This window comes from Pseudomonas sp. Pseusp21 (assembly GCF_059492145.1).
Genome location: NZ_CP168520.1, coordinates 1,180,968 through 1,205,572 on the forward strand (window position 1 = coordinate 1,180,968; position 24,605 = coordinate 1,205,572).

Sequence of the window (24,605 nt, forward strand, 5' to 3'; positions counted from 1 at the left end):
TTTTATTGCTCGCAAAAAAAGCTCATGAACGAGTTTCCAGCACCAGCTTCATGAACGCCTCAGCCGCCGCACTGTGATAGTTGTTCTTGCGCCGCAACAATGCCGCTCCCCGCTGCGGCGCCTCGCTCTCGACCCGCAACCGACGCAGTGCCCGGTCCTCGGTCGCAATCGCCTCGGGCAGCATGGTCGCAATCGGCGCATGCCGGATCACTTCCAGCAACGTACTCACCGAGTTCACCTCGATCTGCACCTTGGGCGTGATGCCGTGCTGGCGGAAATATTCGTCGATCGACAGGCGCGTGAAAAAGTCAGGCGCCAGCAAGGCGAAATCCAGCTGCGCAATGTCATCCGGCGTCAGCACAGAAGCACTGGCATACAACGGATGTTCACGCCCGACCATCACCCCCAACGTCTCGACAAACGCCGGAATGCACTCAATGTCCGGATTGCGCACCGGCGTGAAGGCAATCGCAATATCCAGCGAGTCATCCGCCAACCCGGCCTCGATGTCATCCATCGACAACTCGAAAATCTCCAGGTGAATCCCCGGATACCGCGCCACGTAATCGCGCACCAGCGGCCCGACCAGATACGCCATGAACGTCGGCGTCATGGCCAGCCGCAGCGAGCCTCGGGACAGATCCTTCACGTCATGCAACGCGCGCTTGCCCGCCTCCAGCTCCACCAGCACCCGTCGCGCGCATTCGATATAGGCCTGTCCGGCGTCCGTAGGTTTGACCGAGCGCGAGGTGCGATCAAACAGATCGACACCGAGGCTTTCTTCCAGTTGGCGGATCTGTTGCGACAGGGTCGGCTGCGACACGTGCAGCGCCTCGGCCGCCCGGGTGAAGCCGCCGTGATCGGCCACGGCCAGCAGGTATCGCAAATGTCGCAGCAGCATGGAACGCTCCATCTATAGGCATTACTTATGCTTGGCATTGTATATCGGTCTTGGACGCTATGGATCAATCGGCAGAAGATGAATCCACACAGCAAGCCAACCCCGAAAGGAGAAGCACCATGCAATCCCAAGCCTACAACGACAGCCGCATCGCCCTGACCACCCGCGCCCTGGATGCCAAGGCACAGAAAAACCTGTCGTGGCAGGATCTGGCCGACGGCACCGGCCTGAGCCTGGCCTACGTCACCGCCGCCCTCCTCGGCCAGCATCCACTGCCGAAAGCCGCGGCCGAAGTGGTCGGCGACAAGCTTGAGCTGAGCGCCGAAGACGTCGCCGCCCTGCAAATCATCCCGCTGCGCGGCAGCCTCGACGGTGTGCCGACCGACCCGACCATCTACCGCTTCCACGAGATGATCCAGATCTACGGCACCACCCTGAAGGCGCTGGTTCACGAGCAGTTCGGCGACGGCATCATCAGCGCGATCAACTTCAAGCTCGACATCAAGAAAGTCGAAGACCCTGAAGGCGGTTCCCGCGCTGTGGTCACCCTCGACGGCAAGTTCCTTCCGCTGCGTCCGTTCTGATCCCTCCGGGCCCGCCCCCCGCGTGCGGGCCCATTCAAACCTGATTTGCCAAGACATCACCACATCTGTCTGGAGGCTGCCCCATGCAAAAAATTCTGTTGACCCTGACCCTGCTCGCCGGCCTTGCTGCCCAGGCCCAGGCTGATGAAGAGGCCGTCGCCTACCGCTACGGCATGTCGCTGGACATCGCGCAGGTCGTGAGCATCACCCCGGTCGCCGACGTCTGCGGCGTGGTGCCGGTCGAAATGACTTACCTCGACAGCCACGGCGCAAAACACATTCTTCAATACAGCGAATTCGGCACCGGCTGTTCGAACTGAGAGGACACACCATGAAAAACCTGATCGAAGGCTTCCTGAAATTCCAGAACGAAGCGTTTCCGCAACGCACCGAGCTGTTCAAACACCTGGCGACTACCCAAACCCCGGGCACGCTGTTCATCACTTGCTCCGACAGCCGCGTCGTTCCGGAACTGCTGACCCAGCAGGAACCCGGCGAGCTGTTCGTGATCCGCAACGCCGGCAATATCGTGCCGTCCTACAGTCCGCATCCGGGCGGGGTTTCGGCAACGGTGGAATACGCGGTGGCCGTGCTCGGCGTGACCGACATCGTGATCTGCGGCCACTCCGATTGCGGCGCCATGACCGCCATCGCCCAGTGCAAATGCATGGATCACCTGCCCGCCGTCAGCGGCTGGCTGCAACACGCCGAGTCGGCGAAAGTGGTCAACGAATCGCGGCCTCATGCCAATGACGCAGCCAAGCTGAGTTCGATGGTGCGAGAAAACGTGATCGCGCAACTGGCGAACATCCAGACTCACCCGAGCGTGCGCCTGGCCCAGGAGAAAGGCCTGCTGAATCTGCACGGCTGGGTGTACGACATCGAGACCGGCTCGATCGACGCACTGAGTGCCGACCGCCGTACCTTTGTCTCGCTGGCCGAGCAACCGTCGACGTGCGCGGTGTACGGCCAGGCAGTCGATGCGGCTTGAAAACACAACGCCGCGCCCGTCATTGCGACGGGCGCGGCGTTGTTCTGTTCAGCGTTTTACGCCCAGATCGATTTGCGTCATGCGGCTGCGCACGGTGAACACACCGTCGCCGGAGAGAATCGCGCTGCGAGCAAACAACCGACCGCTTTCCCAGTTCGAAAGACCCAGTTCCGGCTTGTTCAGCGCGTACTGGCCATCGACCCAACGGGTGATCCCGTTGCCCACGAACGGCGCATTGACCGCGCTGTAGAAACGTTCCTGAACCGCTGGATCTTCGCTGATCAACGACACCGTGAATTGCGGGCTGTAGCGATTGAACAGTGCGATGGCCTGATCCAGATCGTCGACGATCATCAGGCTGGTTTCCGGGGTTTCTTCCCATTCCCACTCGCGGCCCAGTTGATCTTCGGGCAGCGGCTCGGCCAGGGCCTCGGTCTGGTAACCCTCGGCGCGATAGACCTCGACCGTCGCGTTCTGCCAGTCGCTCGGCAGGTAGCTTTCGCTGCCTTCGACGATGTGCAATTTGCAGCCCTGACCGCGCGCGGTACCGGCCTGTTTCAAGGCATCGAGGAACAGTGGCACCAGTTCGGCGGCACGGTCGCGCTGGATCAGGCAGACGTTCAAAGTGTTGCAGACTTTGCGGTCCAGCGAGTTGCGTACCACCGCGGCGAAGCGTTTGGCGTCGGCATCGCGATCAGCAATCAGCCACGCGCCACCGGTGCCGTGCAGGCTGACGGCGGTGCCGGCCTGCTGGGCGATGCTGCCCAACTGGCTGACCGCACGGCCCGAACCACGGGCCACCGCCAGCGACAGACGCCGGTCGGCGAACATCGCCCAACCGGCGGCGTGGTTGACGCTCTCCACCAGCGACACCGCACCCGCCGGCAGACCGGCATCGGCCAACGCCGGGTTCAGGGCGTGGGTGACGATGGCTTGCGCGGTGCCCAGCGCATCGCTGCCAATCCGCAGCACGGCAGTGTTGCCGGTGCGCAGTACACCAGCGGCGTCAGCGAAGACGTTTGGCCGGCCTTCAAATACGAATGCGACGATGCCCAGGGGCGACACCACTTGCTCGACCTTCCAGCCGTCATGTTCGACGCTGCTGATCACCTTGCCACGGGTGGCCGGCGCATCACGCCAGGCCCGCAGACCGGCGATCATGTCGCGGCGCATGCGCTCGTCGGCGAGCAAGCGGGTGGTGGAGCGACCGCGCGCCTTGGCCCGTTCGATGTCGGCGAGGTTGGCGGTTTCGATCAGTGCCCAGGCGTCCGGGTTTTCCAGGCGTTGGGCAAACAGATCGAAGAAGCGGCTGATGGCCTCGTCCGGCACCGCGGACAACGCGGTAAACGCCGCCGCTGCACGCTCGATCGCCACCGAGGCTGCCTGTTGATCAACCACCGGAATCAGCAACAGCTCGCCGCTCACCTGCTCCACCAACAGGTGGTCGCCGGGTCGGAAACGCTCGGCCAGTTCGGGGCTGACCACGGTGACGCGGTTACCGGCGAAAGGGATAGGCGTGCCAGCGACGAGACGTTCGAGCGCGAGAGACATGGAGCGGATTCACCATATTGAGGGCGGCCGGAAAATGTATAGGTTGGCCTCCCTCAACGCAACACGGGCTCAGAACACCGACCAGCCAATCCGCGAACTGAGCATTTCCAGCGCCGCCATCCCCGCCAGCGAATTGCCCGCCGCGTTCAACTCAGGCGACCACACGCACACCGTGAACTGCCCCGGCACCACCGCGACGATGCCGCCACCGACGCCGCTCTTGCCCGGCAGACCAACGCGGTAGGCGAAGTTGCCCGCCTCGTCGTACAGGCCGCTGGTGGCCATGATCGAGTTGACTTGCTGGGTCTGGCGGCGAGTAAGAATCTGCTCGCCGCTGTGTTTGCAGAAGCCGTCGTTGGCCAGGAAACAAAAGGCCCGGGCCAGGTCGATGCAGCTCATGCGCAACGCGCAGTGGCTGAAGTAGCTGCGCAGCACCGCTTCAACGTCGTTGTGGAAATTGCCGAAGGATTGCATCAGGTAAGCCATCGCCGCGTTGCGCGCGCGGTGCTGGTATTCGGAGTCAGCGACCTTGCCGTCAACCATCACCTGCGGGTTGCCCGACAGCCGCCGCACGAAATCGCGCATCGACAACGCCGGCGCCGCAAAGCGTGACTGGTTGATGTCGCAGATCACCAGCGCCCCGGCATTGATGAACGGATTGCGTGGGCGGCCGCGTTCGAACTCCAGCTGCACCAGCGAGTTGAACGGCTGGCCGGACGGCTCATGGCCCAGACGCTCCCAGATGGCCTCGCCAGAATGTTCGATGGCCTGCACCAGGCTGAATACCTTGGAAATACTTTGCACCGAGAACGGCGTCTCGGCGTCGCCGGCGCAATACATCTCGCCGTCGTTGCCATACACGGCGATGCCCAGCTGATTGGCCGGCACGGTGCCGAGGGCGGGAATGTAGTCAGCCACCTTGCCCTGCCCGATCAGGGGCCGGACAGCGTCAAGGATCTCGTTCAACAGCGCTTGCATGCCGGGTCTCGAAGTCTCGCCCCATGGGATTGCGGGGACACGGTGGCTAGACGCTGCGCCCGGCAATCGAATCACACCGGCGCGGTGTATCGCAGTGTGTACGGCCCGACGCCCGACACATCCCGCGAACAAATCCGGCCCTTCGCGACACATCACCGATACAGCCCGGCGTTCAAATGAACCTGTCGATCGGCAACCCCGATCAAACCTTTGAACTCACACATCGCATCGGAGATTCACCATGACCAAGCGCTCGAAAACCTCCCTGACCCTCGGCCTGCTGCTTGCCGGTGGCCTGGCCCTGTCCAACGCCGCTTCGGCTTCCGAAGCGTTCAGCGTCAAGCAACTGGATCACGGCTACAGCCAGACTCAGGCCAAAGCCGACTCGGCGGAAAAAACCTCGGAAGGCAAATGCGGCGAAGGCAAGTGCGGCGCCGGCGAGTAACCCTTTTCACGGGGCACGCCAATGCCCCGTTTTCTTTTGAATGAATGGAGCCTTCCCATGACCACAGCTCTCTCGTCGGCCGTCAAAGGCCTGCACTGGAACCTCGACCGCGCCGGCCAGTGGCTCGCGCCGCTGACCTTGCGCCTGTTCATCGCCTGGGAGTTTTTCGAATCGGGACTGGAGAAATTCAACGGCCAGAACTGGTTCGAAGACATTCAGGAGCGGTTCCCGTTTCCCTTCGACCACTTGCCGGCCACGCTGAACTGGGAACTGTCGATGTGGGCCGAACTGATCTGCGCGCTGGCGATCCTGATCGGATTCGGCACGCGGATTTCGGCGATTTCGCTGATTGTCGTGACCGTCGTCGCCACCGCTGCCGTGCACTGGCCGGCGGACTGGTCATCGCTGAGTGAACTGGCCCAAGGTTACGCGATCACCAACAAAGGCTTCGGTAACTTCAAGCTGCCGGCGATCTACCTGGCTGCGCTGGTGCCGCTGGTGTTTGCCGGGGCCGGCAAGTTGAGCGTCGATGCGTGGCTGGCGCGGTCCTTCTGGAAACGCGCCAGCCGCTGAGAATCAATGCGCTCGGTCCAGCCCCGCCAGCAACGCGCTGTCACGGCTGTAGATGTCCGGCGCGTAGAGCACACGACCCTGGCCGTCGACCTGTGCCGTCCAGTAAGTCATGAGGATCGGCACCGGATTGCTCAGGCGGAATTCATGGGTGGTGCCGGTGGCCAACAAGGTGTCGGTGCGCGCCTTCTCCGCCGGGCTGAGCAGCAAATCGCGCAGCTTCATCGGATGCTCGACCCGCACGCAGCCGGAGCTGAACGCCCGCGGTCCCTTGTCGAACAGTGCCTTGCTCGGCGTGTCGTGCAGGTACACCGAAAACGGGTTGGGGAACCGAATGACCATTTGCCCCAGCGGGTTGCGCGGCCCGGCGTCCTGACGCAGCAGGATGTTGCCGGGGTTGTCCCAGTCGATGTCGGCGGCGGCCAGCGGCTGGCCGTTGGCGTCGAGCACTTGCAGGTTCTGGCGGCTGAGGAAGGTCTGATCCTTGCGGATTTCCGGCAGTTTGTCTTCCTTCCAGATGGTCGGCGGCACGGTCCAGGTCGGGTTCAGCGTCAGGCGCGTGACCCGGGATTTGAGCAGCGGGGTCTGGCGTTCGGCGCGCCCGACCTGGGTGCGGGTCTGCCACACCGGCAGGCCACCTTGATAAAGCGTCAGCTCGGCAGCGGCGACGTTGACCAGCAGACCGTCCGGCTCCATGTCCTGGGCCATCCAGCGGAAACGTTCAAGGTTGACCCGCAACTGTTCGCGGCGAGTCAACGGACTGATGTTGAGTTCGGCAATCGTTCCCGGCCCGACCACCCCGTCGGCCTGCAACGAATGGTTGGCCTGAAAACGCTTCACCGCCTCCACCAATACGCCTTGATAAGCGTTGTCCGGCGTGCCGACCACACTGCTCAGGTAGCCTTCGCTGTACAGCCGCCGGGCCAGTTCCGGCACGCGTTTGTCTTCCATGTCCGGACGCAGCAACGGGCCGTTGCCCACCGACGTCCACTGAGGCAGGGCTTGCAGGCGCTGCGCGGCATACAGATGACGCAGGTTCTGGTACTGCGCCAACTGCGGCCGGGCCAGATCGAAGGCGGCGGGAACGTTGTGCACGCCCGGCACGGCGATCGCCAGCAATTCGGCCTGCCGGTCGCGTGGCGTTTCGTCGGAATGCCACAGCGGTTCGAAGTGCGATTGCAACAGGCGGCCGTAATGCAGATCCTGCAGGGCTTGCAGGTAATAGCGGCTGATCTCGATATCGGCGCACAGTTCGCCGTCCTGCGGGGCAGTGAGCGCTACCGGATAGCGTTTCGGGTTCAGGCCATCGTCGGCCAACAGCTGCAATTGCGCATGCAAGGCCGGCAATTGCCCGCCATCGGCCCACACTGGCAGCCAGTCCTGCTGCTGGTAGAACGCGCGCAACTGATCCAGCGCCGGGCCGTTGAGGCTGGTGCCGATCGTCGGGCACGCCTGGGGCAGGCTGATCAGCGCAGCCTGCAACGGGCTCTGCGGTTCGATGGGCATTTCCGTCGGCACGGGCGGCAGCGTCGGAAGTCCCGGCAACGGCTCTTCGGCGCAAGCGACAAACGGCGCAGCGAGCAAACAAATGCTCAAGTAGCATGCGTACTTTTTGAACAACTGCTTTACTCCAATCCATGGCCGTCTTGATTGACGGTCAACCTTACCTCAGGTGCGGTGCACAGTCAGGCCCGATTCGCGGGCTTGCCGGGAACGACTGGACGTCAGGAGCCTAAGTGCCAAACAAGTAGCAAGTGGAGACTCACTTTAAATGTTGACGTTTTTGCGCCGACTTCTGCTGACTGCCACCGCCCTTGGCGTGCTGACCAGCCCAGCCTTTGCCGCCGGCACCTCTTCGCCGGTTCTGTACACCAGCCTCGCGCACGCCGCTCCGGAACTCAATCCCCAGGCGCTGAAAGGTGCCTTGAACGCCATGCAATGTGCGATCAACAACGGCGCGAAGCAGTCCCGTCACCTGGCGATCATCGACTATTCGCAGCCGTCCACCGAGCGCCGGCTGTGGATCTTCGACCTGACCCGGAAAAAACTGGTGCTGCGTGATCTGGTCGCCCATGGTTCAAACTCCGGGGAAAACTTCGCCACCCGGTTTTCCAACCGTGAAGGCAGTTTTCAATCCAGCCTCGGCCTGTTCCGCACCCAGGAAAGTTACCAGGGCACCCACGGTTACTCGCTGCGCATGGACGGTCTGGAACCAGGCATCAACGACATGGCCCGTGACCGCGCCATCGTGATCCACGCCGCCGACTACGTGAACCCGTTCTGGAGCAAACGTACCGGCCGCCTGGGCCGCAGCCAGGGTTGCCCGGCGGTGCGACCGCAGGTTGCCAAACGGGTGATCGACAGCCTGAAGAATGGCCAATTCATGTTCTCCTGGTACCCGGATCAGCAGTGGCTGAAATCCTCGCCGTACCTCAACTGCCAGCCACAACAGATCGCGAGCATTCTCAGCACTCACGCCAGCTGAATACTCTGTGGGAGTGCGCTGGCTCCCACAGGTTCGGTTTATTACAGATTTGTCATCGAGTTGTCGGTTTGCCGAGCGGATCGCCCGGTAGCTTGAAGTTGTCCCGGCCAGAACGCCGATCAACTTCAACGATTCGAGTGACCCATCATGAAAACCCTGATCCTCGCCTTCACCGCCCTCCTCGCCACCGGTTCCGTGTTCGCCGCACCTGCGCCGGACGCTGCCGTCATTCATGACAAAACCGGCTTCTTCGTGCATCTGGATGTCGACAAAGTCCTCTCCAGCACCGATATTTCCCAGGCCTGCGGCGTGATCCCCGCGCAGCTCGACTACCTCGACCACCAGGGCCGTGAACATGTGCTGGACTATCAAGTGCAAGGCAGCGGCTGCACCAACGACCATTGAGGCGCAGTAGCCATGAATATCCTTGTTGTCGAAGACGAACCCAAGGCCGGCAATTATTTGCTCAACGGCTTGCAGGAACTGGGCTACAGCGTGAGCCTGGCCCGGGACGGCGCCGACGGTCTGCACCTGGCGCTGGAATTTGACTTCGACGTGATCGTGCTGGATGTGATGATGCCGAAAATGGATGGCTGGGAAGTGCTGCGCCGGTTGCGCAAGGAAACCGACACACCGGTGCTGTTCCTCACCGCCCGCGACGACATCGCCGACCGGGTCAAAGGCCTTGAACTGGGCGCTGACGATTACCTGATCAAGCCGTTTTCCTTCGCCGAACTGGTGGCGCGCCTGCGCACCCTGACCCGGCGCGGGCCGATCCATGAAGACGAGCAATTGCAGGTGGCCGATCTGCAGATCGACGTACTCAAACGTCGGGTCACCCGCGCCGGCAACCGGATCACCCTGACCAACAAGGAATTCGCCCTGCTGCAACTGTTCGCCACCCACACCGGGCAAGTGCTGTCGCGTTCGCTGATCGCCTCGCGGGTGTGGGACATGAATTTCGACAGCGACACCAACGTGGTCGATGTCGCCGTGCGCCGCCTGCGGGCGAAGATCGACGATCCGTTCCCGCTCAAGCTGATCCACAGCGTCCGCGGCATCGGCTACCGCTTCGATATCCAGCCATGAAAATCGCCGGCACTTATTCCCTGACATTGCGTCTGGCGCTGGTCTTCGCCGTGCTCGCCTTTGCCGCTCTGGCAGGCCTGGGCGCAGCGCTTTACAACCAGCTGGAAGCAGCTCTGATTCGCCGCGACGACATCCAGTTGGTCAGTCGCGTCGATCAGTTGCGCACCTTCCTCAACGACAGTAACACCCTGGAACTGATCAAGAACAAGCCGGCGCTGTTTCAGAACATGCTCGGCAACCGCGAAGCCTTGCTGACCATCGGCGCACCCGGCCAGCCGCCGTTGCTGGTGGTCAACCCCGGCAACCTCGCCACCCCGAACTTGCCCGCCGTACCGATCGATCACCCGATGGCCCTGAGCGATGTACAGCACTTGCCGAGCGTCGACGGTGTGCCGTTTTCGGCGGTGGCGGCGACCATCGACTCGGGCGATCTGGGCAACCTGCAGGTGCTCACCGGACGCCTGATGACCGAGCGCACGGCAATGCTCGCCAATTACCGGCTCAGCGTGTACGGCCTCGCGTCATTGGCCGCGATTGTGCTGGCGCTGGTCGGCTGCCTGCTGGTGTATCGCGGTTTGCTGCCATTGCGGCGGATTGCCCGGCATGCCCACGGGATCGGCATCGCCAACCTCGGCGAACGCCTCGACCGCCACGGCACGCCCCGGGAATTGCAGCCGATGATCGAAGCTTTCAATGCGATGCTTGACCGGCTCGACCGAGGGGTTGCGCAACTGAGCCAGGTCTCCACCGACATGGCCCACGAACTGCGCACGCCGATCAACAACCTGCTTGGCGAAACCCAGGTCGCGTTGCAACAGAGCCGCAGCGTGGACGCCTATCAGCAGTTGCTCGCCTCCAACGTCGAAGAACTCGAGCGGCTGGCGCGGATGCTCGACAACATGCTGTTTCTTGCCCGCACCGACCCGGCCAGCGCGCTGAGCCAGCGTCAGGAGCTGGACGCCGGCGATGAGATGCAACGCATTGCCGATTACTTCGAGGGATTGGCGGCGGACGTCGGTATCACCATCGAGGCCAGTGGCAGCGGCGTGATCTGGGCCGAGCCGATGCTGCTGCGCCGGGCCCTGGCCAATCTGTGCGCCAACGCGATCAAGTACGGCGCGGCAGATTCGACGCTGCAGGTCGAGGCCGTGGCTGAAGCGGACGGCAGTTATCTGCGGGTACGCAATCAGGGCGCGACCATTCCTGCCGAACACCTGTCGCGGCTGTTCGAACGCTTCTACCGCGTCGATCCGTCCCGCGAGCGCTCTGCCCAATCCAACGGACTGGGCCTGTCGATTGTCGCGACCATCATGCAATTGCATCAGGGCCGCTACAGCGTCAGCAGCGCCGACGGGATCACCTGCTTTGAACTGTTCTTTCCGGCCCGACAACCCCGCGACTGATTTCGCCAAGTTCTCCCTGTGGGAGCGAACCTGCTCCCACAAGGAAAATGCAGTGCGACGGCGCCATTGTGTGCGCGAAGTCTGCGCCTAACGCGCATCCCCGCCAGCGGGCTTATAGAACAGGAATTTCCTGGTCTCGGCGGTTTTCCTGTACTCCTTCGCCCAGCTCGGATGTACGTTGCGGTCGTGGAAGTACAGCGCGCCGTGAGTGCGATCGGTGAGCTGACGGTTCAGCGCCTTGCCGGCGATTTCCTTGGCCAGCGCGTATTCGGCATCTTCCTTGACCTGATCCGGACGCCCGTCGCACCACCAGGAAAACTGGCAGCTTTTGCTTTCCGAGCCCTGCTTGACCACCGCGCAGACCGTGCCCGGAAAGCCGTCATGCCCCAAGCGATTCATCACCACACTGGCCACGCCTTCCATGTCGGCGGTGTCCTTGCCCTTGGCTTCCCAATAGATACTGCGTGCCAGACAGGTGATCGGATCGTCCAGCGGCGCGGCACCGGCGGGGTCAACCGCCTGCGCTTCGGTCGGGGTGATGGCTTCGGATCTGGGTGCCGGGGGCGCGTCGGGCTTGTCAGCCGCCTTCTCTTCCAGAACCTCGGCTTTCGCCTCGGCCTTTTCCTTGATCGGTGCCTGATCGGTGGCCAGTGCCGCGCCGCTCAGCAGGGTCAACGCAAGACAGCAAAGCAACCCGTTCAATCCCATGATCATTCTTCCGGCAGGGCCCGCTGCGGGCAAAGTGTTACGTGGTTGAGACGCCCGGATCCCGGGCTCTTCGCGAAGTGTAGACGGCAATTTTCACAGCATCGTTCCGCAGAAAAATCCGTGCCATGAAGAAAAAGACATTGCACCAACCGGGGCCCTTTCGCGCATGATGTGCGCACTCAGCCCAAGGGAGATTTCCATGCGCTTCATGCCATCCGTTCTGCGACTCGCCGCGTTGTCCGTGGGCCTGGCGCTGGCCACTTCGGCCATGGCCACCGACGAGTCGCAATTGATCGAATCGATCAACAGCTACCGCAGCCAGCCGCAGCGTTGTGGCAGCCAGGCGTCCAGCGAATTGCCGCCGCTGTCGGCCGATCCGCGCCTGATTCTGCCGGCCACCGGCGTGGTGGATTTGCAGCAGGCGATGTCCAGCGCTCGCTACCCGATGGTCAACGTGCAGGCGATCACCCTGAACGGACCACGGGACGCGGCGTCGGCGATGAAGGCGATTCAGGAGAGCTTCTGTCAGGTGGTGCTGGATCCGCAGTTCGTCGATATCGGTGTCAGTCGCGCCGACCGTGACTGGCGCATCACTCTGGCCCGACCGCTGCTGTCGGCCCGCCTCGGCGACGGTCAGGCGGAAGGCCAGAAACTCCTCGAACAACTCAATGCCGCCCGCGCCCAACCGCGCCAGTGCGGCAGTCAGGCCTTCGCAGCAACTGCGCCGCTGGCGTGGAACGCAGTGCTCGGCGGCGTTGCCCAGGAACACAGCCGCGAGATGGCCAACAACAATTATTTCGACCACAAGGACCGCAACGGCGGCACTCCCGGCGACCGCGCGGAACTGGCCGGCTACAGCGGCCAGCAGGTCGGCGAGAACATCGCCGCCGGGCAGGACACGGTGCAGAAGGTCGTCGCCGGCTGGCTCGCCAGCCCCGGTCATTGCGCCAACCTGATGAACCCGCAATACCGCGAGCTGGGCGCTGCTTACGCAGTCGATCCGAAGAGCAGCGCCGGGATTTACTGGACCGCGATGTTTGGCGGCGAATGATGACTTGAATCCACCGCTGCCCTTGTGGGAGCGAGCCTGCTCGCGATGAGGCCATCACATCTTCACAGACTGAAAGATCGCGATCGCCAGCAGGCTGGCTCCCACAGGGGGTGTGCAGGGATGCAATATGCAGGCAATAAAAAACCGGAGCCAGGCTCCGGTTTTTTTATGCTCAGTGAGTTCTCATCCCCGCCGCGTACATCGCCAGTTTCAGCAGGCTCGCCACCACCGCCAGCGAAACCACGCTGCCGGACCAGATCAACAGCAACCAGCCCAGGCGTTTGTACCAGCGGCTTTTCACTTCACGCATCTCAATGGTAGCCATCGCCAATCCTCACTTTGCCGCGGAACACGTAGTAGCTCCAGAAGGTGTACATCAGGATCACCGGCAGGATGAACAGCGCGCCGATCAAGGCGAACAACTGACTGGTGGCCGGTGAAGCCGCCGCCCACAGGCTGACCGACGGCGGGATGATGTTCGGCCAGATGCTCAGCGCCAGACCGATGTAACCGAGGAACATAAGCACCAGGGTGAACACGAACGGCCAGTGGGTGTGGCGCTGACGCAGCGAACGCAACAGCCCGAACAACGCCAGCACCGCCAACACCACCAGCCCGGCGAACACGGTCAGGTGCGCATGGTTGAACCAGCGGCTGGCCAGTTCCGGGTGCAGTTGCAACGTCCACACGCCGATCACCACCACCATCGCCAGCAACAGCCACGCCAGTGGACGGCTGTAGTGACGCATCCGCGATTCGAGCATGCCTTCGGTCTTGACCAGCAACCAGGTGCTGCCGAGCAAGGCGTAGGCGATCACCAGACCGACGCCGCAGACCAGCGGGAACGGCGCCAGCCAGTCGAGACCGCCACCGGCGAACTGCCGATCCACCACCGGAATCCCCGCCACATACGCGCCGATCACCACGCCCTGGGAGAACGTCGCCAGCAGCGAACCGCCAATGAACGCCCAGTCCCACAGATGGCGTTTTTCAGCCGGTGCCTTGAAGCGAAACTCGAACGCCACACCGCGGAAAATCAACCCCGCGAGCATGAAGATCAACGGCAGATACAGCGCCTCGAGAATCACCCCGTAAGCCAGCGGAAACGCGCCGTACAACGCCGCCCCGCCGAGCACCAGCCAGGTTTCGTTGCCGTCCCACACCGGTGCGACGGTGTTCATCATCACGTCGCGTTCCTGCTCGTCGCTGATCATCGGGAACAGGATCCCGAGGCCCAGATCGAAGCCGTCCATGATCACGTACATCATCACCCCGAAGGCAATGATCACGCCCCAGATCAACGAGAGATCGATACCTTGAATACCCATGACTCAATGCTCCTTTTTCAGTGGACCCGGGTCGCGGATTCGAGGTTGTCGGTGACCGCCGAAAGTGGCCGGCGCGGGGTCTGCACCTGAGTGCCTTCGGGCGGATGTTCGTGGTGCGGCTGCGGGCCCTTGCTCACCAGTTTCATCATGTAGCCGATGCCCACGGTGAACACCGTGCAGTAGATGACGACGAACAGCGCCAGCGAGGTGCTCATCTGCGCCACCGAGTGATGGGACGCGGCGTCATGGGTGCGCATCAGGCCGTACACCACCCACGGCTGACGCCCGACTTCGGTGGTGATCCACCCCGCCAGCAGCGCAATCAGTCCGCTCGGCCCCATCAGCAGCACCAGCCGCTGGAAGCCGCGATGCCGGTAGACCTTGCCGTTGCGCCGCAACGCCAGGCCCAGCACACCGACCAGAATCATCAACATGCCCAGCCCGGCCATCACGCGGAAGCTCCAGAAGATCACGGTCGAGTTCGGCCGGTCTTCTTTCGGGAAGCTCTTGAGCGCCGGAATCTGCTTGTCGAGGCTGTGGGTGAGGATCAGGCTGCCGAGGTACGGAATCTCGATCGCGTATTTGGTCTTCTCCGCCTGCATGTCCGGGATGCCGAACAACACCAGCGGGGTTGGACCGTTGTCGGCGTTTTCCCAGTGACCTTCGATGGCGGCGATTTTTGCCGGTTGGTGTTCCAGGGTGTTCAAGCCATGGGCGTCACCGACCACCGCTTGAATCGGCGCGACGATAAGCGCCATCCACAGCGCCATGGAAAACATCTTGCGCACCGGTTTGCTGTCGTTGCCGCGCAGCAAATGCCAGGCCGCCGAAGCGCCGACAAAGAACGCCGTGGCAACGAACGCGGCAATCGCCATGTGCGCCAGCCGGAACGGGAACGACGGGTTGAACACGATCGCCAGCCAGTCGACCGGCATCACCCGGCCGTCAACGATCTCGAAGCCCTGCGGGGTCTGCATCCAGCTGTTGGAGGCGAGAATCCAGAAGGTCGAAATCAGCGTGCCGATGGCGACCATCACCGTGGCGAAGAAGTGCAAGCCACGGCCGACACGGTTCCAGCCGAACAGCATCACCCCGAGGAACCCGGCCTCGAGGAAGAACGCGGTCAGCACTTCATAGGTCAGCAACGGCCCGGTGACGCTGCCGGCGAAGTCGGAAAACCCGCTCCAGTTGGTGCCGAACTGGTACGCCATGACCAGCCCCGACACCACGCCCATGCCGAAGTTGACGGCGAAGATCTTCGACCAGAAGTGGTAAAGATCGCGGTAAGTGTCGTTACCGGTTTTCAGCCACAGGCCCTCGAGTACCGCCAGGAAACTCGCGAGACCAATGGTGATCGCCGGGAAAATGATGTGGAACGAAACCGTGAACGCGAATTGAATTCGCGCCAGGTCCAGTGCCTCCAGGTTGAACATGATGATGTCCTCATCCAGGCTGAAAAGCGGCAGCACACGGCCGGGCCACCGCCAGGCGCTAACGCCTGCAGCCAGTCAAAATGCAAAAGGGTTGGATCGCGTGGGTCGGTCAGGCCACCGACGACGGGATCAGGTTGCTCGCCTCGGCCGCTTCGAGGCGGATCGCCACGAATTTGGAGGTCGGCGTGTAGGTGCGGTCACCGTAACTTTCCAGCGGCACCAGCGGATTGGTTTCCGGGTAGTACGCGGCAGCCTGCCCGGCGGGAATGTCGTAGGCGATCAGGGTGAAACCGCTGACCCGACGCTCGCGCTCGTCGCCCCACAGCGCCACCAGATCGACCTTTTGCCCCGGTTCAAAACCGAGCCGGCGGATGTCCTGCTCGTTGGCGAACACCACGTCGCGCATGCCGTATACACCGCGATAACGGTCATCGAGGCCGTACAGCGTGGTGTTGTACTGATCGTGGGAACGCATGGTTTGCAGGATCAGATGCGGTTTGACCGGCAGGTTGCGCACGCCTTCGCTGATCAGATGTTCCGGCAGCACACACGGGGTGAACTGGGCCTTGCCGGATTCGGTTTTCCAGACCCGGTCTGAGGCGTTGTTGCCGAGGTGGAAACCACCGGGGGTCAGCAGCTTCTCATTGAAATTCTCGAAGCCCGGAATCACGTCGGCGATCAGGTTGCGGATGCGTCCGTAGTCGCCCACCGCCCATTCCCAGTTGATCGGGTGTTTGCCCAACGTGGCGGCGGCGATCCCGGCAATGATCGCCGGCTCGGATTTCAGGTGCGCCGACTTCGGTTTCAGTTGGCCGAACGACAAGTGCACCATGCTGAAGGTGTCTTCCACCGTCACGCCTTGCGGACCTTCGGCCTGGACATCGATGTCGGTACGGCCCAGGCACGGCAGGATCAACGCATCACGCCCGGTCACCAGATGGCTGCGGTTGAGCTTGGTCGAAATGTGCACGGTGAGGTCGAGTTTGCGCATCGCGGCGTGGGTGCGCGGGGTGTCCGGCGTGGCTTGAGCGAAGTTGCCGCCGAGCCCGATAAACACCTTGGCTTCACCGCGCTCCATGGCGCCAATCGCCATCACCGTGTTGTGGCCGTGCATGCGCGGCACCTTGAAGTTGAAGCGTTTTTCCAGGGCGTCCATCAGCTCGGTCGGGGCCAGTTCGTTGATGCCCATGGTGCGGTCGCCCTGCACATTACTGTGGCCGCGCACCGGCGACAGCCCGGCGCCCGGACGGCCAACGTTGCCGCGCAACAGTTGCAGGTTGATGACTTCCTGCAGAGTCGGCACCGAGTGTACGTGCTGGGTCAGGCCCATGGCCCAGCACATGATCACGCTCTTGGCCCGGGCATACATGCGCGCGGCCAGTTCGATGTCATGCAGCGGCACGCCGGACTGCTCGACGATGTGCTCCCAGCTCGTGGCATCGACTTCGGCCAGGTAGCTGTCGAGACCCGACGTGTGCTCGGCAATGAAGGCGTGATCGAACACCGGTTCGCCGCCAGTGGCCTGGGCTTCGCGCTCCCACTCCAGCAGGAATTTGGCCATGCCGCGAATCATCGCCATGTCGCCGCCCAGTGCCGGGCGGAAGTACGCGGTGTTGGTCGCTTCCCAGCCGTTGCTGAGCATCTCGATCGGGTTCTGCGGATTCTGGAAGCGCTCCAGCCCACGCTCCTTGAGCGGGTTGATGCACACCACCTGCGCGCCACGTTTCACCGCTTCACGCAGCGGTTCGAGCATGCGCGGGTGGTTGGTGCCGGGGTTCTGGCCGATCACGAAAATCGCGTCGGCGTGGTGCAGGTCTTCATAGACCACCGTGCCTTTGCCGACGCCCAGGCTCTCGCCCATGCTGACGGCGCTGGCTTCGTGGCACATGTTCGAGCAGTCCGGGAAATTGTTGGTGCCGTAGGCGCGGACGAACAACTGATAGAGAAACGCCGCTTCGTTGCTGGCGCGACCCGAGGTGTAGAACTCGGCCTCGTGGGGCGATTTCAGGCCTTTGAGGTGCTTGGCGATCAGCGCAAAGGCGTCGTCCCAGGTGGTTTCGACATAGCGGTCGACCCGCGCGTCGTAACGCATCGGATGGGTGATCCGGCCCTGATACTCAAGCCAGTAATCGCTTTGCTCGGCCAGGCTCGAGACTGTGTACTTGTTGAAGAACGCCGGATCGACCAGGCGGCCGGTGGCTTCCCAGTTCACCGCTTTGGCGCCGTTCTCGCAGAACTTGAGCATGCTCGCGCCGGGTGCTTCACCCCAGGCGCAACCGGGGCAGTCGAAGCCGCCGTTCTGGTTGGTCTTGAGCATGGCGCGGATGTTTTTCAGGGCATTTTCACTGCCCAGCCAGTTCTTGGTGAGGCTGATCACAGCGCCCCAACCCGCAGCGGCGCCCTTGTAGGGTTTGTAACGGTCGACTTGTGACATGGGACTTCTCCACGACGATGCACACAGGCAAAAACCTGATCGGGTTTAAACAGCGACGACTGACTTTCAGGTTAAAAAAGCGGTCGTTTCGTTTGACGGGGCCAAGGATAGAAACCGCTGCAAAACCTTGTCTAATCGCTATTAATGACTGCGTTATCGAAAGCATCTATCACGGCGTTAAACCCTTTGAATACGGGCACTTGCAAAACTAAGAAGCGCAAAATTCCAAATAATTATTTCATCATCGACAGCATCAATCGGCCGGTCATTAAGAGTGATTGGACGCTGTCTCAAGTTGCTCATAATCTGCGCCGACCCAATCCCTTCAATAGCGGATTTCACCCAAGCGAGGCTGTCATGTCAGAGCGCGTCTTGATCGATGGTTACAACCGCCGCGTCGACTACCTGCGCATGTCGGTCACCGACCGCTGCGACTTCCGCTGCGTGTATTGCATGGCTGAAGACATGCAGTTTTTGCCGCGCCAACGGGTACTGACGCTGGAGGAGATCTATCAACTGGCGCAGAGCTTCGTTGCACTGGGCACCCGCAAGATCCGCCTGACCGGCGGCGAGCCGCTGATTCGCCCCGGCGTCGTCGGCTTGTGCAAGCAGATCGCCGCCCTGCCCGGCCTGCGCGAACTGTGCCTGACCACCAACGGCTCGCAACTCGGCAAACTCGCCAGCCCGCTGTTCGACGCCGGGGTCAAACGCCTCAACGTCAGCCTCGACAGCCTCGATGCCGAGCGCTTCAAACAGATGACCCGCACCGGCGACCTGGGCCAGGTGATCGACGGCATCGACGCCGCACGCGCCGCCGGATTTACCCGCACTAAACTCAACTGCGTGGTGATGCAGGGCCGCAACGATCACGAGATCAATGATCTGGTGCAGTTCGCCATCGAGCGGGATCTGGATATTTCCTTCATCGAGGAAATGCCGCTGGGGATCATCAGCGAACACAGCCGCGCCGAGTCGTTCTTTTCCAGCACTCAGGTGCGCGAAAAGATCGCCGAGCGCTACACCCTGATCGACTCCGCCGAATCGACCCAGGGCCCGTCGCGCTACTGGCGGCTGGCCGAAGCGCCGCACATTCGACTGGGGTTTATTTCTCCCCACAGCCACAATTTCTGCGGCACCTGCAACCGGGTGCGGCTGACGGTCGAGGGGCGTTTGCTACTGTGTCTGGGGAACGAGCATTCGGTGGATCTGAAAGCGGTGCTGCGGGCTCATCCGGGCCAACCGGAACGGCTCGAGAAAGCCATCATCGAAGCGATGAAACTCAAGCCTTACCGGCACAACTTTGAAGTGAACGACGACGTGCAAGTGGTGCGTTTCATGAACATGACCGGCGGCTGATCCGCCACGTTTGCAAGGCAGAGAGCCGCATGATTATCCGACCCAAGGTCAATCAATTCGCCATTCTCTTCACCCTCAAGGGCTCGATTGCCAAGCGCATCGCCCTGCGCGCCCTGATGGTGACGCTGCTGGCGTCGGCCATCGTGCTGGTGGAAATGCTCCACCCGAGCAACTTCACCAAGGTCAACGCCACGCCGTTCACCCTGCTCGGCCTGTCGCTGTCGATCTTCATGAATTTTCGCAACAACGCCTGCTACGACCGCTGGTACGAAGCGCGCAAGGCCTGGGGCGAAGTGATCGTGCATGTGCGCTCGGTGATTCGCGAGACCCATGTGATCCGCGAATCTGCGCAGCGCCGACTGTTGCTGCTCAACCTCGCTGGTTTTGCCCACGCGCTGAATGCGCGGTTGCGCCGGGAAGACGAAGCCGCCGCCAGCGCCGAATGGATCACCCCGCAGCACGATGCGCAGGTGCCGGATTACAGCGGGCGCATCCTGCAGACGGTGGGTCAGCAATGCTCCGATCTGCACGAATCAGGCGTTCTCAGCGAATGGCGCTACATGCTGCTGGCCAATCACCTGACCAGCCTGACCCAAGCACAGGCCGTGTGCGAGCGGATCAAGAACACGCCGCTGCCCTTCCCGTACACCTTGCTGCTGCACCGTACGATTTACCTGTTCTGCATCTTGCTGCCGTTCGCCATGGCCGAACCGCTGGGCTGGCTGACGCCGCTGTTCACGGCGATTGTCAGCTACACCTTCTTCGGGCTGGATGCGATTGCCGATGAGCTGGAAGACCCGTTCGGCCGGGATGAAAACGATTTGCCGACCGATGCGCTGGTGCGCAGCATCGAGCGGGATATTCTCTCGGAGCTGGGAACGGAACCGTTGCCGCCAGCGCTGAAACCGGTGGACTACGTCCTCAGTTAATCGACTGCCTCCATTTCCGGGAAGGGAGAGTCATTAATCCAGATGCGCCCAGGTCATGCGGAACGACGCCCCGCCCCATGATGAATCGCCGACCTCGACCTGCCCGCCATGGGACTGCGACACCCGCCGCACCAGCGCCAGACCAAGGCCGAAGCCACCGGTGCGGCGATCACGGCTGGCGTCCAGGCGCGAGAACGGTTCGAAGATTTTCTCCCGTCCATCCAGCGGCACGCCCGGGCCGTCGTCGTTGACCTGCACTTCGTATTGATCACCGATGCGCACCAGCGACACCTCGACACGCTGCTCGGCATACCGGATGGCATTGCGCAGCAGATTGATCACCGCCCGCGCCATGAACCGCGGTTCGATCCGCACTTCATCGACCCGGCAATCAACGATCAATAGCTGCACCCCGGCGGCCTCGGCCTCCAGCGCCACGCTGCCGACCACGCTGTCGAGCCAGTTGGCGGCCTGAATGTTTTCGCGGGTGATCACGGTCGCGCCCCGTTCGAGGCTGGCGTAGGTCAGCAGTTCGGAGACCATTTCCTCCAGCTCGCCGAGGTCGGCGTACATGTCGGCGATCAGTTCGCGGTTCTGGCTGGCGTCCGGTTGCTGCTTGAGTTGATCGAGCTCGAACGACAACCGGGCAATCGGCGTGCGCAGTTCGTGGGAGACGGCGTTGGTCAGTTCGCGCTGATTGGCGATCAGGCCTTCGATGCGCGCCGCCATCAGGTTGAAGTGGCCGGCGAGGTCGCGGATGTTCGAGCGTTTGGACAGCTGGATCCGCACCGAGAGGTCGTTGTCGCCGAAGCGCTCGGCGGCCAGGCGCAGTTTTTCCAGATCGCGCCAGTGCGGGCGAACCCAGAAGTACAAAACGATGCCGAGCAGCACCGCCAACATCATATAGGCCCCGGCAATGTAGAACGGCATCAGGCTCGGCTCGGGCGGCAGCTTGATACTGAGCAACTGCGAACCACCGTCGATGTTGCTGATGAACTGGGTGTAGTCATCGCGGATCACCAACACATCCTGGGCCAGTTCGGCTTTTTCCTGATCGTTGAGTTTCAACTGGTCAGCCTCGACCAGGCTCAGCGTCAGCCCGTAGTGCGGCCGTAACGCCTCCAGTTGCGCCTCGCGCGCCGCGCCCTGCTGGTCGCGCATGTGTTCGACCAGCGACCAGGCCTGACCGCGCACCGCTTCACGGTTGTAGGCCTGCATCTGGTTGTCGAGCAACGCGTTGAAGGTGTGTTCGACGGTTTGCAGCGCCGCCACCAGCCCGACGGTCATCACCAGAAACAGCCCGAGAAATAACCGCAGCATCTACAACTCCCACGCGAACGGATTGAACAGGTAACCCTTGCCCCACACGGTCTTGATGCACACCGGCTCGCGAGGGTTGTCCTTGAGTTTGTTGCGCAACTTGCTGATGTAAACGTCGACGCTGCGGTTGAGGCCATCGAAGGCGATGCCGCGCATGCGGTTGAGAATGTCATCGCGCGACAGGATCTTGCCGGCGGCGCTGGCCAGCAGCCACAGCAGCTCGAATTCCATGGTGGTCAGCTCGATCAGCTCGCCCGCCAGACGCACTTCGCGGCAACTGCGGTCGATGATCAGGTTGCCGAACTCCAGTGAACTGACCACGCCGCTGTCCGGCACCTGCCGGCGTTGCAGGGCACGCAGGCGTGCGAGCAGAACCGGCGGCTTGATCGGTTTGATCACGTAGTCATCGGCGCCGGACTCCAGGCCCAGAATATGGTCGAGGTCATCTTCCTTGGCGGTCAGGATGACAATCGGTGTGTCCGACACGCTGCGGATTTCCCGGCACACGTGCAGGCCGCTCTGCCCCGGCAGCATCAGGTCGAGCACCACCACTTTGGGCTTGAATTCGAGAAACGCGGCCACGGCCAGATCGCCGCGATGCACCGTGCGTACCTCGTAGCCGTGTTGTTCGAGAAAGTGGGCGATCAGCGCGGCCAGCCGCTCATCGTCTTCCACCAGCAGGACTCTGCCAAAACCCAGGTTATCCATAACAACCGCCGCCAACCGCTTTGTGAAGTGGGCGCCATTATGGCGGCATTCGCGGGCGAGTCGTTTATCGCAGGCAGCAAAAACCGGGCTCCGGGGCCGGTTTTCGTTGATGTTTCATACTCTTAAGAGTTTTTAACAATTCATGCCGCGACGGGTACGCCGCTGTGGAAGCGGAATTCCTCGTCCGGCGATTCGATCAGGTCCTGCTCGGCGGCGCGAACTTTCTCGATCACCTGGGCGATGTCCTTGGCGTCACCGTACTGGTAGGCCAGTTTCAGGTAACCCTGGAAATGCCGGGCCTCGCTTTTCAGCAGGCCGAAGTAGAACTTGCCGAGTTCTTCGTCCAGATGCGGCACCAGCGCTTCGAACCGCTCGCAACTGCGCGCTTCGATAAAGGCGCCGACCACCAGGGTGTCGACCAGTTTCACCGGTTCATGGCTGCGCACCACTTTGCGCAGGCTCGAGGCATAACGGCCGGCATGCAGCTGGCGCAGTTCGATCTTGCGTCGCTTCATGATGCGCATCACCTGCTCGTGGTGCACCAGTTCTTCCCGGGCCAGACGCGACATCATGTTGATCAGATCGACATGGGAATGGTACTTGGCGATCAGGCTCAAGGCGGTGCTGGCGGCCTTGAACTCGCAGTTCTTGTGGTCGATCAGCAGGGTTTCCTGATCGGCCAGCGCGGCCTGGACCCAGGCGTCAGGCGTGCGGCAACCAAGGAATTCGTGGATTTCGGGAAGGATCATGGGGCTCACGGTCAAAAGGTGTTCGAGCGAAGGGCGCCGATTATACCGGCCTGCCCGCAGACCACCAGCGGCCGGCGTTGATATGCATCAAGTCGCAGGCACGGCAGCAGCAACTATAGTTGTGCAACGCCGTGCCTTTTCATTGCTGGAGACTCCGCTATGCAAGCCATTCGCAGCATTCTGGTGGTTATCGAACCCGAACACGCGGAAAGCCTGGCGCTCAAGCGCGCCAAGCTGATCGCCGGGGTGACCCAGGCCCATCTGCACCTGCTGGTCTGCGACAAAAAGCACGATCACGCCGGCATGCTCAGCGTGCTCAAGGCCGCGCTGCTGGCGGACGGCTACAGCGTCACCACCGAACAGGCGTGGAACGAGAGCCTGCACGAAACCATCATCGACGTGCAGCAGGCCGAAGGTTGCGGGCTGGTGATCAAACAGCATTTCCCCGACAGCTCGCTGAAGAAGGCCCTGCTGACCCCGGCGGACTGGAAACTGCTGCGCCATTGCCCTACTCCCGTGCTGCTGGTGAAAACCGCCGGTTCGTGGAAGGACAAGGTGATTCTGGCGGCGGTCGACGTGGGCAATGCCGACGGCGAACACCGTCATCTGCACACCACGATCATCGACCATGGGTTCGACATCGCCAGCCTGGCCAAGGGGCATCTGCACGTAATTACCGCTCATCCGTCGCCGATGCTCTCGGCGGCCGACCCGACGTTCCAGCTCAAGGAAACCATCGAGGCGCGCTATCGCGAGCAATGCCGGGCGTTTCAGGCTGAATTCGACATTGATGACGCTCACCTGCATGTCGAGGAAGGCCCGGCGGACGTGCTGATTCCGTTCATGGCGCACAAGCTGCAGGCGGCGGTGACGGTGATTGGCACCGTGGCGCGCAGCGGGGTATCCGGTGCGTTGATCGGCAATACCGCCGAACAGGTGCTGGATCAGCTGGAAAGCGACGTGCTGGTGCTCAAGCCTCAGGAGGTTGAAGACCATCTGGTGGAGTTGGCGGTCAAGCATTGACCTTTGCGGCCAGGGAGCAATCTCCCTGGCCGCAAGCCAACCTCAGTCGCCGAGCGCATCCTTAAGAAAACCGGGCGCGATGTAGCGCTGATAGTGCGCTTCCGACAGCAGGAAAAATTCCCGATCAATGGCATCGCGCAGTTCCGGCAGGTTCCAGTCGCGAAACTCCGGCAGCAGCACCATGCCGTAGGCTTCCAGATTAATGATCACCCGCGCGCCCCGGGCGATCAGTTGATAAGCCCAGCAATATTCCGACTGATGCGGCACGAAGCGGATCTTGCGCTGTTCCAGTTGCAGGCGCAGACGCGCCGGATCGAAGACCTCGACCTTGCTCGCCATCACTTGTGACAGCAATTGCTCAAGACGCAGCCAGACCGCGCGCTTTTCCTCCTCGTTGTAACCGTTCCAATGGATCACTTCATGGTGGAAACGCTTGCAGCCACGGCACACCAGATCACCGTAAACGGTGGAGCAGAGGCCGACGCAGGGGGTCTTGATGGTCTGATTGGGCATAGAGTGGGCAAAACACTTGAAACGCGGAACAGGTCGGCATGTTAGCCCTTTGTCCG

The 24,605-nt window shown here is 62.1% G+C and carries 26 protein-coding genes; 13 read left to right on the top strand and 13 right to left on the bottom strand.

What is annotated here, in order from left to right; genetic code table 11:
- Window positions 1-22 precede the first annotated feature (22 nt).
- A complete protein-coding gene (gene cynR, locus ACEN93_RS05135) occupies window positions 23-901 on the bottom strand; it encodes a transcriptional regulator CynR (protein WP_103385977.1) in 879 nt (292 codons plus the stop codon).
- A 119-nt stretch (window positions 902-1,020) separates the two neighbouring features.
- On the opposite strand from cynR, the gene cynS reads away from it, so the two are divergent.
- From cynS to ACEN93_RS05150, 3 genes are all read left to right on the top strand, one after another.
- Complete coding sequence (cynS, locus tag ACEN93_RS05140; RefSeq protein WP_011334741.1) at window positions 1,021-1,485, top strand: cyanase; 465 nt, start codon at window positions 1,021-1,023, stop codon at window positions 1,483-1,485.
- An 83-nt stretch (window positions 1,486-1,568) separates the two neighbouring features.
- Window positions 1,569-1,805 (top strand): DUF2790 domain-containing protein, encoded by a 237-nt coding sequence (locus ACEN93_RS05145; RefSeq protein WP_103385976.1) that lies wholly within the window; start codon window positions 1,569-1,571, stop codon window positions 1,803-1,805.
- Window positions 1,806-1,816: 11 nt separating this feature from the next.
- Entirely contained in the window at window positions 1,817-2,476 is a 660-nt protein-coding gene (locus tag ACEN93_RS05150) for a carbonic anhydrase (protein ID WP_007950573.1), read from the top strand.
- A gap of 48 nt (window positions 2,477-2,524) precedes the next feature.
- Here the strand turns inward: ACEN93_RS05150 and ACEN93_RS05155 are convergent, their stop codons facing one another.
- Entirely contained in the window at window positions 2,525-4,027 is a 1,503-nt protein-coding gene (locus ACEN93_RS05155; protein WP_495611145.1) for an aldehyde dehydrogenase family protein, read from the bottom strand.
- A 69-nt stretch (window positions 4,028-4,096) separates the two neighbouring features.
- Complete coding sequence (gene glsB / locus ACEN93_RS05160) at window positions 4,097-5,005, bottom strand: glutaminase B (protein WP_085746123.1); 909 nt, start codon at window positions 5,003-5,005, stop codon at window positions 4,097-4,099.
- Between the two features lie 241 nt (window positions 5,006-5,246).
- Between glsB and ACEN93_RS05165 the strand changes: the two genes are divergently transcribed.
- Window positions 5,247-5,450, top strand: a complete 204-nt coding sequence (locus tag ACEN93_RS05165) for an HvfA family oxazolone/thioamide-modified RiPP metallophore (protein ID WP_039767107.1) — start codon at window positions 5,247-5,249, stop codon at window positions 5,448-5,450.
- A 57-nt stretch (window positions 5,451-5,507) separates the two neighbouring features.
- The gene (locus tag ACEN93_RS05170) at window positions 5,508-6,023 is read left to right on the top strand and encodes an HvfX family Cu-binding RiPP maturation protein (RefSeq protein ID WP_495611146.1); all 516 of its coding nucleotides are present in this window, start codon (window positions 5,508-5,510) and stop codon (window positions 6,021-6,023) included.
- Between the two features lie 3 nt (window positions 6,024-6,026).
- On the opposite strand, the gene ACEN93_RS05175 is transcribed toward ACEN93_RS05170, so the two are convergent.
- Window positions 6,027-7,640 (bottom strand): L,D-transpeptidase family protein, encoded by a 1,614-nt coding sequence (locus ACEN93_RS05175; RefSeq protein WP_039767111.1) that lies wholly within the window; start codon window positions 7,638-7,640, stop codon window positions 6,027-6,029.
- A 151-nt stretch (window positions 7,641-7,791) separates the two neighbouring features.
- Between ACEN93_RS05175 and ACEN93_RS05180 the strand changes: the two genes are divergently transcribed.
- The 4 genes from ACEN93_RS05180 (at window position 7,792) to ACEN93_RS05195 (ending at window position 10,997) form a co-directional block, all read left to right on the top strand.
- Window positions 7,792-8,505 carry a murein L,D-transpeptidase catalytic domain family protein gene (locus tag ACEN93_RS05180; RefSeq protein ID WP_011334749.1) on the top strand — a complete coding sequence of 238 codons (714 nt, stop codon included), beginning with the start codon at window positions 7,792-7,794 and terminating at the stop codon, window positions 8,503-8,505.
- Window positions 8,506-8,652: 147 nt separating this feature from the next.
- A complete protein-coding gene (locus tag ACEN93_RS05185; protein WP_064597487.1) occupies window positions 8,653-8,910 on the top strand; it encodes a DUF2790 domain-containing protein in 258 nt (85 codons plus the stop codon).
- 12 nt (window positions 8,911-8,922) lie between these two features.
- Window positions 8,923-9,594, top strand: coding sequence for a heavy metal response regulator transcription factor (locus tag ACEN93_RS05190; RefSeq protein WP_495611147.1), 672 nt, complete (start codon window positions 8,923-8,925; stop codon window positions 9,592-9,594).
- On the top strand, window positions 9,591-10,997 hold the full coding sequence (locus ACEN93_RS05195; protein ID WP_495611148.1) for a heavy metal sensor histidine kinase: 1,407 nt from the start codon (window positions 9,591-9,593) through the stop codon (window positions 10,995-10,997). The genes ACEN93_RS05190 and ACEN93_RS05195 overlap by 4 nt, the downstream gene beginning before the upstream one ends.
- A gap of 87 nt (window positions 10,998-11,084) precedes the next feature.
- Here ACEN93_RS05195 and ACEN93_RS05200 read toward each other — a convergent pair whose 3' ends face one another.
- Window positions 11,085-11,705, bottom strand: a complete 621-nt coding sequence (locus ACEN93_RS05200) for a cell wall hydrolase (protein WP_490840917.1) — start codon at window positions 11,703-11,705, stop codon at window positions 11,085-11,087.
- Window positions 11,706-11,904: 199 nt separating this feature from the next.
- Between ACEN93_RS05200 and ACEN93_RS05205 the strand changes: the two genes are divergently transcribed.
- Window positions 11,905-12,756 carry a CAP domain-containing protein gene (locus ACEN93_RS05205; RefSeq protein WP_039767125.1) on the top strand — a complete coding sequence of 284 codons (852 nt, stop codon included), beginning with the start codon at window positions 11,905-11,907 and terminating at the stop codon, window positions 12,754-12,756.
- 172 nt (window positions 12,757-12,928) lie between these two features.
- Here ACEN93_RS05205 and ACEN93_RS05210 read toward each other — a convergent pair whose 3' ends face one another.
- The 4 genes from ACEN93_RS05210 to ACEN93_RS05225 form a co-directional block, all read right to left on the bottom strand.
- Window positions 12,929-13,081: a DUF2474 domain-containing protein gene (locus tag ACEN93_RS05210; RefSeq protein ID WP_074688757.1), complete on the bottom strand. Its 153-nt coding sequence runs from the start codon at window positions 13,079-13,081 to the stop codon at window positions 12,929-12,931.
- Window positions 13,068-14,084, bottom strand: a complete 1,017-nt coding sequence (gene cydB / locus ACEN93_RS05215) for a cytochrome d ubiquinol oxidase subunit II (protein ID WP_064597494.1) — start codon at window positions 14,082-14,084, stop codon at window positions 13,068-13,070. Before cydB ends, ACEN93_RS05210 begins: the two co-directional genes overlap by 14 nt.
- A gap of 17 nt (window positions 14,085-14,101) precedes the next feature.
- Entirely contained in the window at window positions 14,102-15,517 is a 1,416-nt protein-coding gene (locus ACEN93_RS05220; protein ID WP_490840916.1) for a cytochrome ubiquinol oxidase subunit I, read from the bottom strand.
- A gap of 109 nt (window positions 15,518-15,626) precedes the next feature.
- Window positions 15,627-17,951 carry an FdhF/YdeP family oxidoreductase gene (locus ACEN93_RS05225; RefSeq protein ID WP_490840915.1) on the bottom strand — a complete coding sequence of 775 codons (2,325 nt, stop codon included), beginning with the start codon at window positions 17,949-17,951 and terminating at the stop codon, window positions 15,627-15,629.
- A 357-nt stretch (window positions 17,952-18,308) separates the two neighbouring features.
- On the opposite strand from ACEN93_RS05225, the gene moaA reads away from it, so the two are divergent.
- On the top strand, window positions 18,309-19,307 hold the full coding sequence (gene moaA / locus ACEN93_RS05230; RefSeq protein WP_039767130.1) for a GTP 3',8-cyclase MoaA: 999 nt from the start codon (window positions 18,309-18,311) through the stop codon (window positions 19,305-19,307).
- A gap of 29 nt (window positions 19,308-19,336) precedes the next feature.
- Entirely contained in the window at window positions 19,337-20,236 is a 900-nt protein-coding gene (locus tag ACEN93_RS05235) for a bestrophin family protein (RefSeq protein ID WP_490840914.1), read from the top strand.
- Between the two features lie 33 nt (window positions 20,237-20,269).
- Here ACEN93_RS05235 and ACEN93_RS05240 read toward each other — a convergent pair whose 3' ends face one another.
- From ACEN93_RS05240 to ACEN93_RS05250, 3 genes are all read right to left on the bottom strand, one after another.
- Entirely contained in the window at window positions 20,270-21,556 is a 1,287-nt protein-coding gene (locus ACEN93_RS05240) for an ATP-binding protein (RefSeq protein WP_039767134.1), read from the bottom strand.
- Window positions 21,557-22,264, bottom strand: a complete 708-nt coding sequence (locus ACEN93_RS05245) for a response regulator (RefSeq protein ID WP_011334763.1) — start codon at window positions 22,262-22,264, stop codon at window positions 21,557-21,559.
- Between the two features lie 140 nt (window positions 22,265-22,404).
- On the bottom strand, window positions 22,405-23,013 hold the full coding sequence (locus ACEN93_RS05250) for a MiaE family protein (RefSeq protein WP_085610660.1): 609 nt from the start codon (window positions 23,011-23,013) through the stop codon (window positions 22,405-22,407).
- Between the two features lie 159 nt (window positions 23,014-23,172).
- Between ACEN93_RS05250 and ACEN93_RS05255 the strand changes: the two genes are divergently transcribed.
- Window positions 23,173-24,036: a universal stress protein gene (locus ACEN93_RS05255; protein ID WP_007958823.1), complete on the top strand. Its 864-nt coding sequence runs from the start codon at window positions 23,173-23,175 to the stop codon at window positions 24,034-24,036.
- Window positions 24,037-24,078: 42 nt separating this feature from the next.
- Here ACEN93_RS05255 and ACEN93_RS05260 read toward each other — a convergent pair whose 3' ends face one another.
- Window positions 24,079-24,549 carry a DUF1289 domain-containing protein gene (locus ACEN93_RS05260; protein ID WP_039767141.1) on the bottom strand — a complete coding sequence of 157 codons (471 nt, stop codon included), beginning with the start codon at window positions 24,547-24,549 and terminating at the stop codon, window positions 24,079-24,081.
- Window positions 24,550-24,605: the final 56 nt, after the last annotated feature.

Bases quoted from the DNA above. Each gene is read 5' to 3' on its own strand.
- ACEN93_RS05250 (WP_085610660.1), bottom strand. From the start codon at position 23,013: ATGATCCTTCCCGAAATCCACGAATTCCTTGGTTGCCGCACGCCTGAC.
- ACEN93_RS05150 (WP_007950573.1), top strand. From the start codon at position 1,817: ATGAAAAACCTGATCGAAGGCTTCCTGAAATTCCAGAACGAAGCGTTT.
- ACEN93_RS05200 (WP_490840917.1), bottom strand. From the start codon at position 11,705: ATGGGATTGAACGGGTTGCTTTGCTGTCTTGCGTTGACCCTGCTGAGC.
- ACEN93_RS05170 (WP_495611146.1), top strand. From the start codon at position 5,508: ATGACCACAGCTCTCTCGTCGGCCGTCAAAGGCCTGCACTGGAACCTC.
- ACEN93_RS05260 (WP_039767141.1), bottom strand. From the start codon at position 24,549: ATGCCCAATCAGACCATCAAGACCCCCTGCGTCGGCCTCTGCTCCACC.
- ACEN93_RS05145 (WP_103385976.1), top strand. From the start codon at position 1,569: ATGCAAAAAATTCTGTTGACCCTGACCCTGCTCGCCGGCCTTGCTGCC.
- ACEN93_RS05235 (WP_490840914.1), top strand. From the start codon at position 19,337: ATGATTATCCGACCCAAGGTCAATCAATTCGCCATTCTCTTCACCCTC.
- cynS (WP_011334741.1), top strand. From the start codon at position 1,021: ATGCAATCCCAAGCCTACAACGACAGCCGCATCGCCCTGACCACCCGC.
- glsB (WP_085746123.1), bottom strand. From the start codon at position 5,005: ATGCAAGCGCTGTTGAACGAGATCCTTGACGCTGTCCGGCCCCTGATC.
- cydB (WP_064597494.1), bottom strand. From the start codon at position 14,084: ATGGGTATTCAAGGTATCGATCTCTCGTTGATCTGGGGCGTGATCATT.
- ACEN93_RS05180 (WP_011334749.1), top strand. From the start codon at position 7,792: ATGTTGACGTTTTTGCGCCGACTTCTGCTGACTGCCACCGCCCTTGGC.
- ACEN93_RS05195 (WP_495611148.1), top strand. From the start codon at position 9,591: ATGAAAATCGCCGGCACTTATTCCCTGACATTGCGTCTGGCGCTGGTC.
- cynR (WP_103385977.1), bottom strand. From the start codon at position 901: ATGCTGCTGCGACATTTGCGATACCTGCTGGCCGTGGCCGATCACGGC.
- ACEN93_RS05185 (WP_064597487.1), top strand. From the start codon at position 8,653: ATGAAAACCCTGATCCTCGCCTTCACCGCCCTCCTCGCCACCGGTTCC.
- ACEN93_RS05225 (WP_490840915.1), bottom strand. From the start codon at position 17,951: ATGTCACAAGTCGACCGTTACAAACCCTACAAGGGCGCCGCTGCGGGT.
- ACEN93_RS05240 (WP_039767134.1), bottom strand. From the start codon at position 21,556: ATGCTGCGGTTATTTCTCGGGCTGTTTCTGGTGATGACCGTCGGGCTG.
- ACEN93_RS05245 (WP_011334763.1), bottom strand. From the start codon at position 22,264: ATGGATAACCTGGGTTTTGGCAGAGTCCTGCTGGTGGAAGACGATGAG.
- moaA (WP_039767130.1), top strand. From the start codon at position 18,309: ATGTCAGAGCGCGTCTTGATCGATGGTTACAACCGCCGCGTCGACTAC.
- ACEN93_RS05190 (WP_495611147.1), top strand. From the start codon at position 8,923: ATGAATATCCTTGTTGTCGAAGACGAACCCAAGGCCGGCAATTATTTG.
- ACEN93_RS05205 (WP_039767125.1), top strand. From the start codon at position 11,905: ATGCGCTTCATGCCATCCGTTCTGCGACTCGCCGCGTTGTCCGTGGGC.
- ACEN93_RS05255 (WP_007958823.1), top strand. From the start codon at position 23,173: ATGCAAGCCATTCGCAGCATTCTGGTGGTTATCGAACCCGAACACGCG.
- ACEN93_RS05220 (WP_490840916.1), bottom strand. From the start codon at position 15,517: ATGTTCAACCTGGAGGCACTGGACCTGGCGCGAATTCAATTCGCGTTC.
- ACEN93_RS05210 (WP_074688757.1), bottom strand. From the start codon at position 13,081: ATGGCTACCATTGAGATGCGTGAAGTGAAAAGCCGCTGGTACAAACGC.
- ACEN93_RS05155 (WP_495611145.1), bottom strand. From the start codon at position 4,027: ATGTCTCTCGCGCTCGAACGTCTCGTCGCTGGCACGCCTATCCCTTTC.
- ACEN93_RS05165 (WP_039767107.1), top strand. From the start codon at position 5,247: ATGACCAAGCGCTCGAAAACCTCCCTGACCCTCGGCCTGCTGCTTGCC.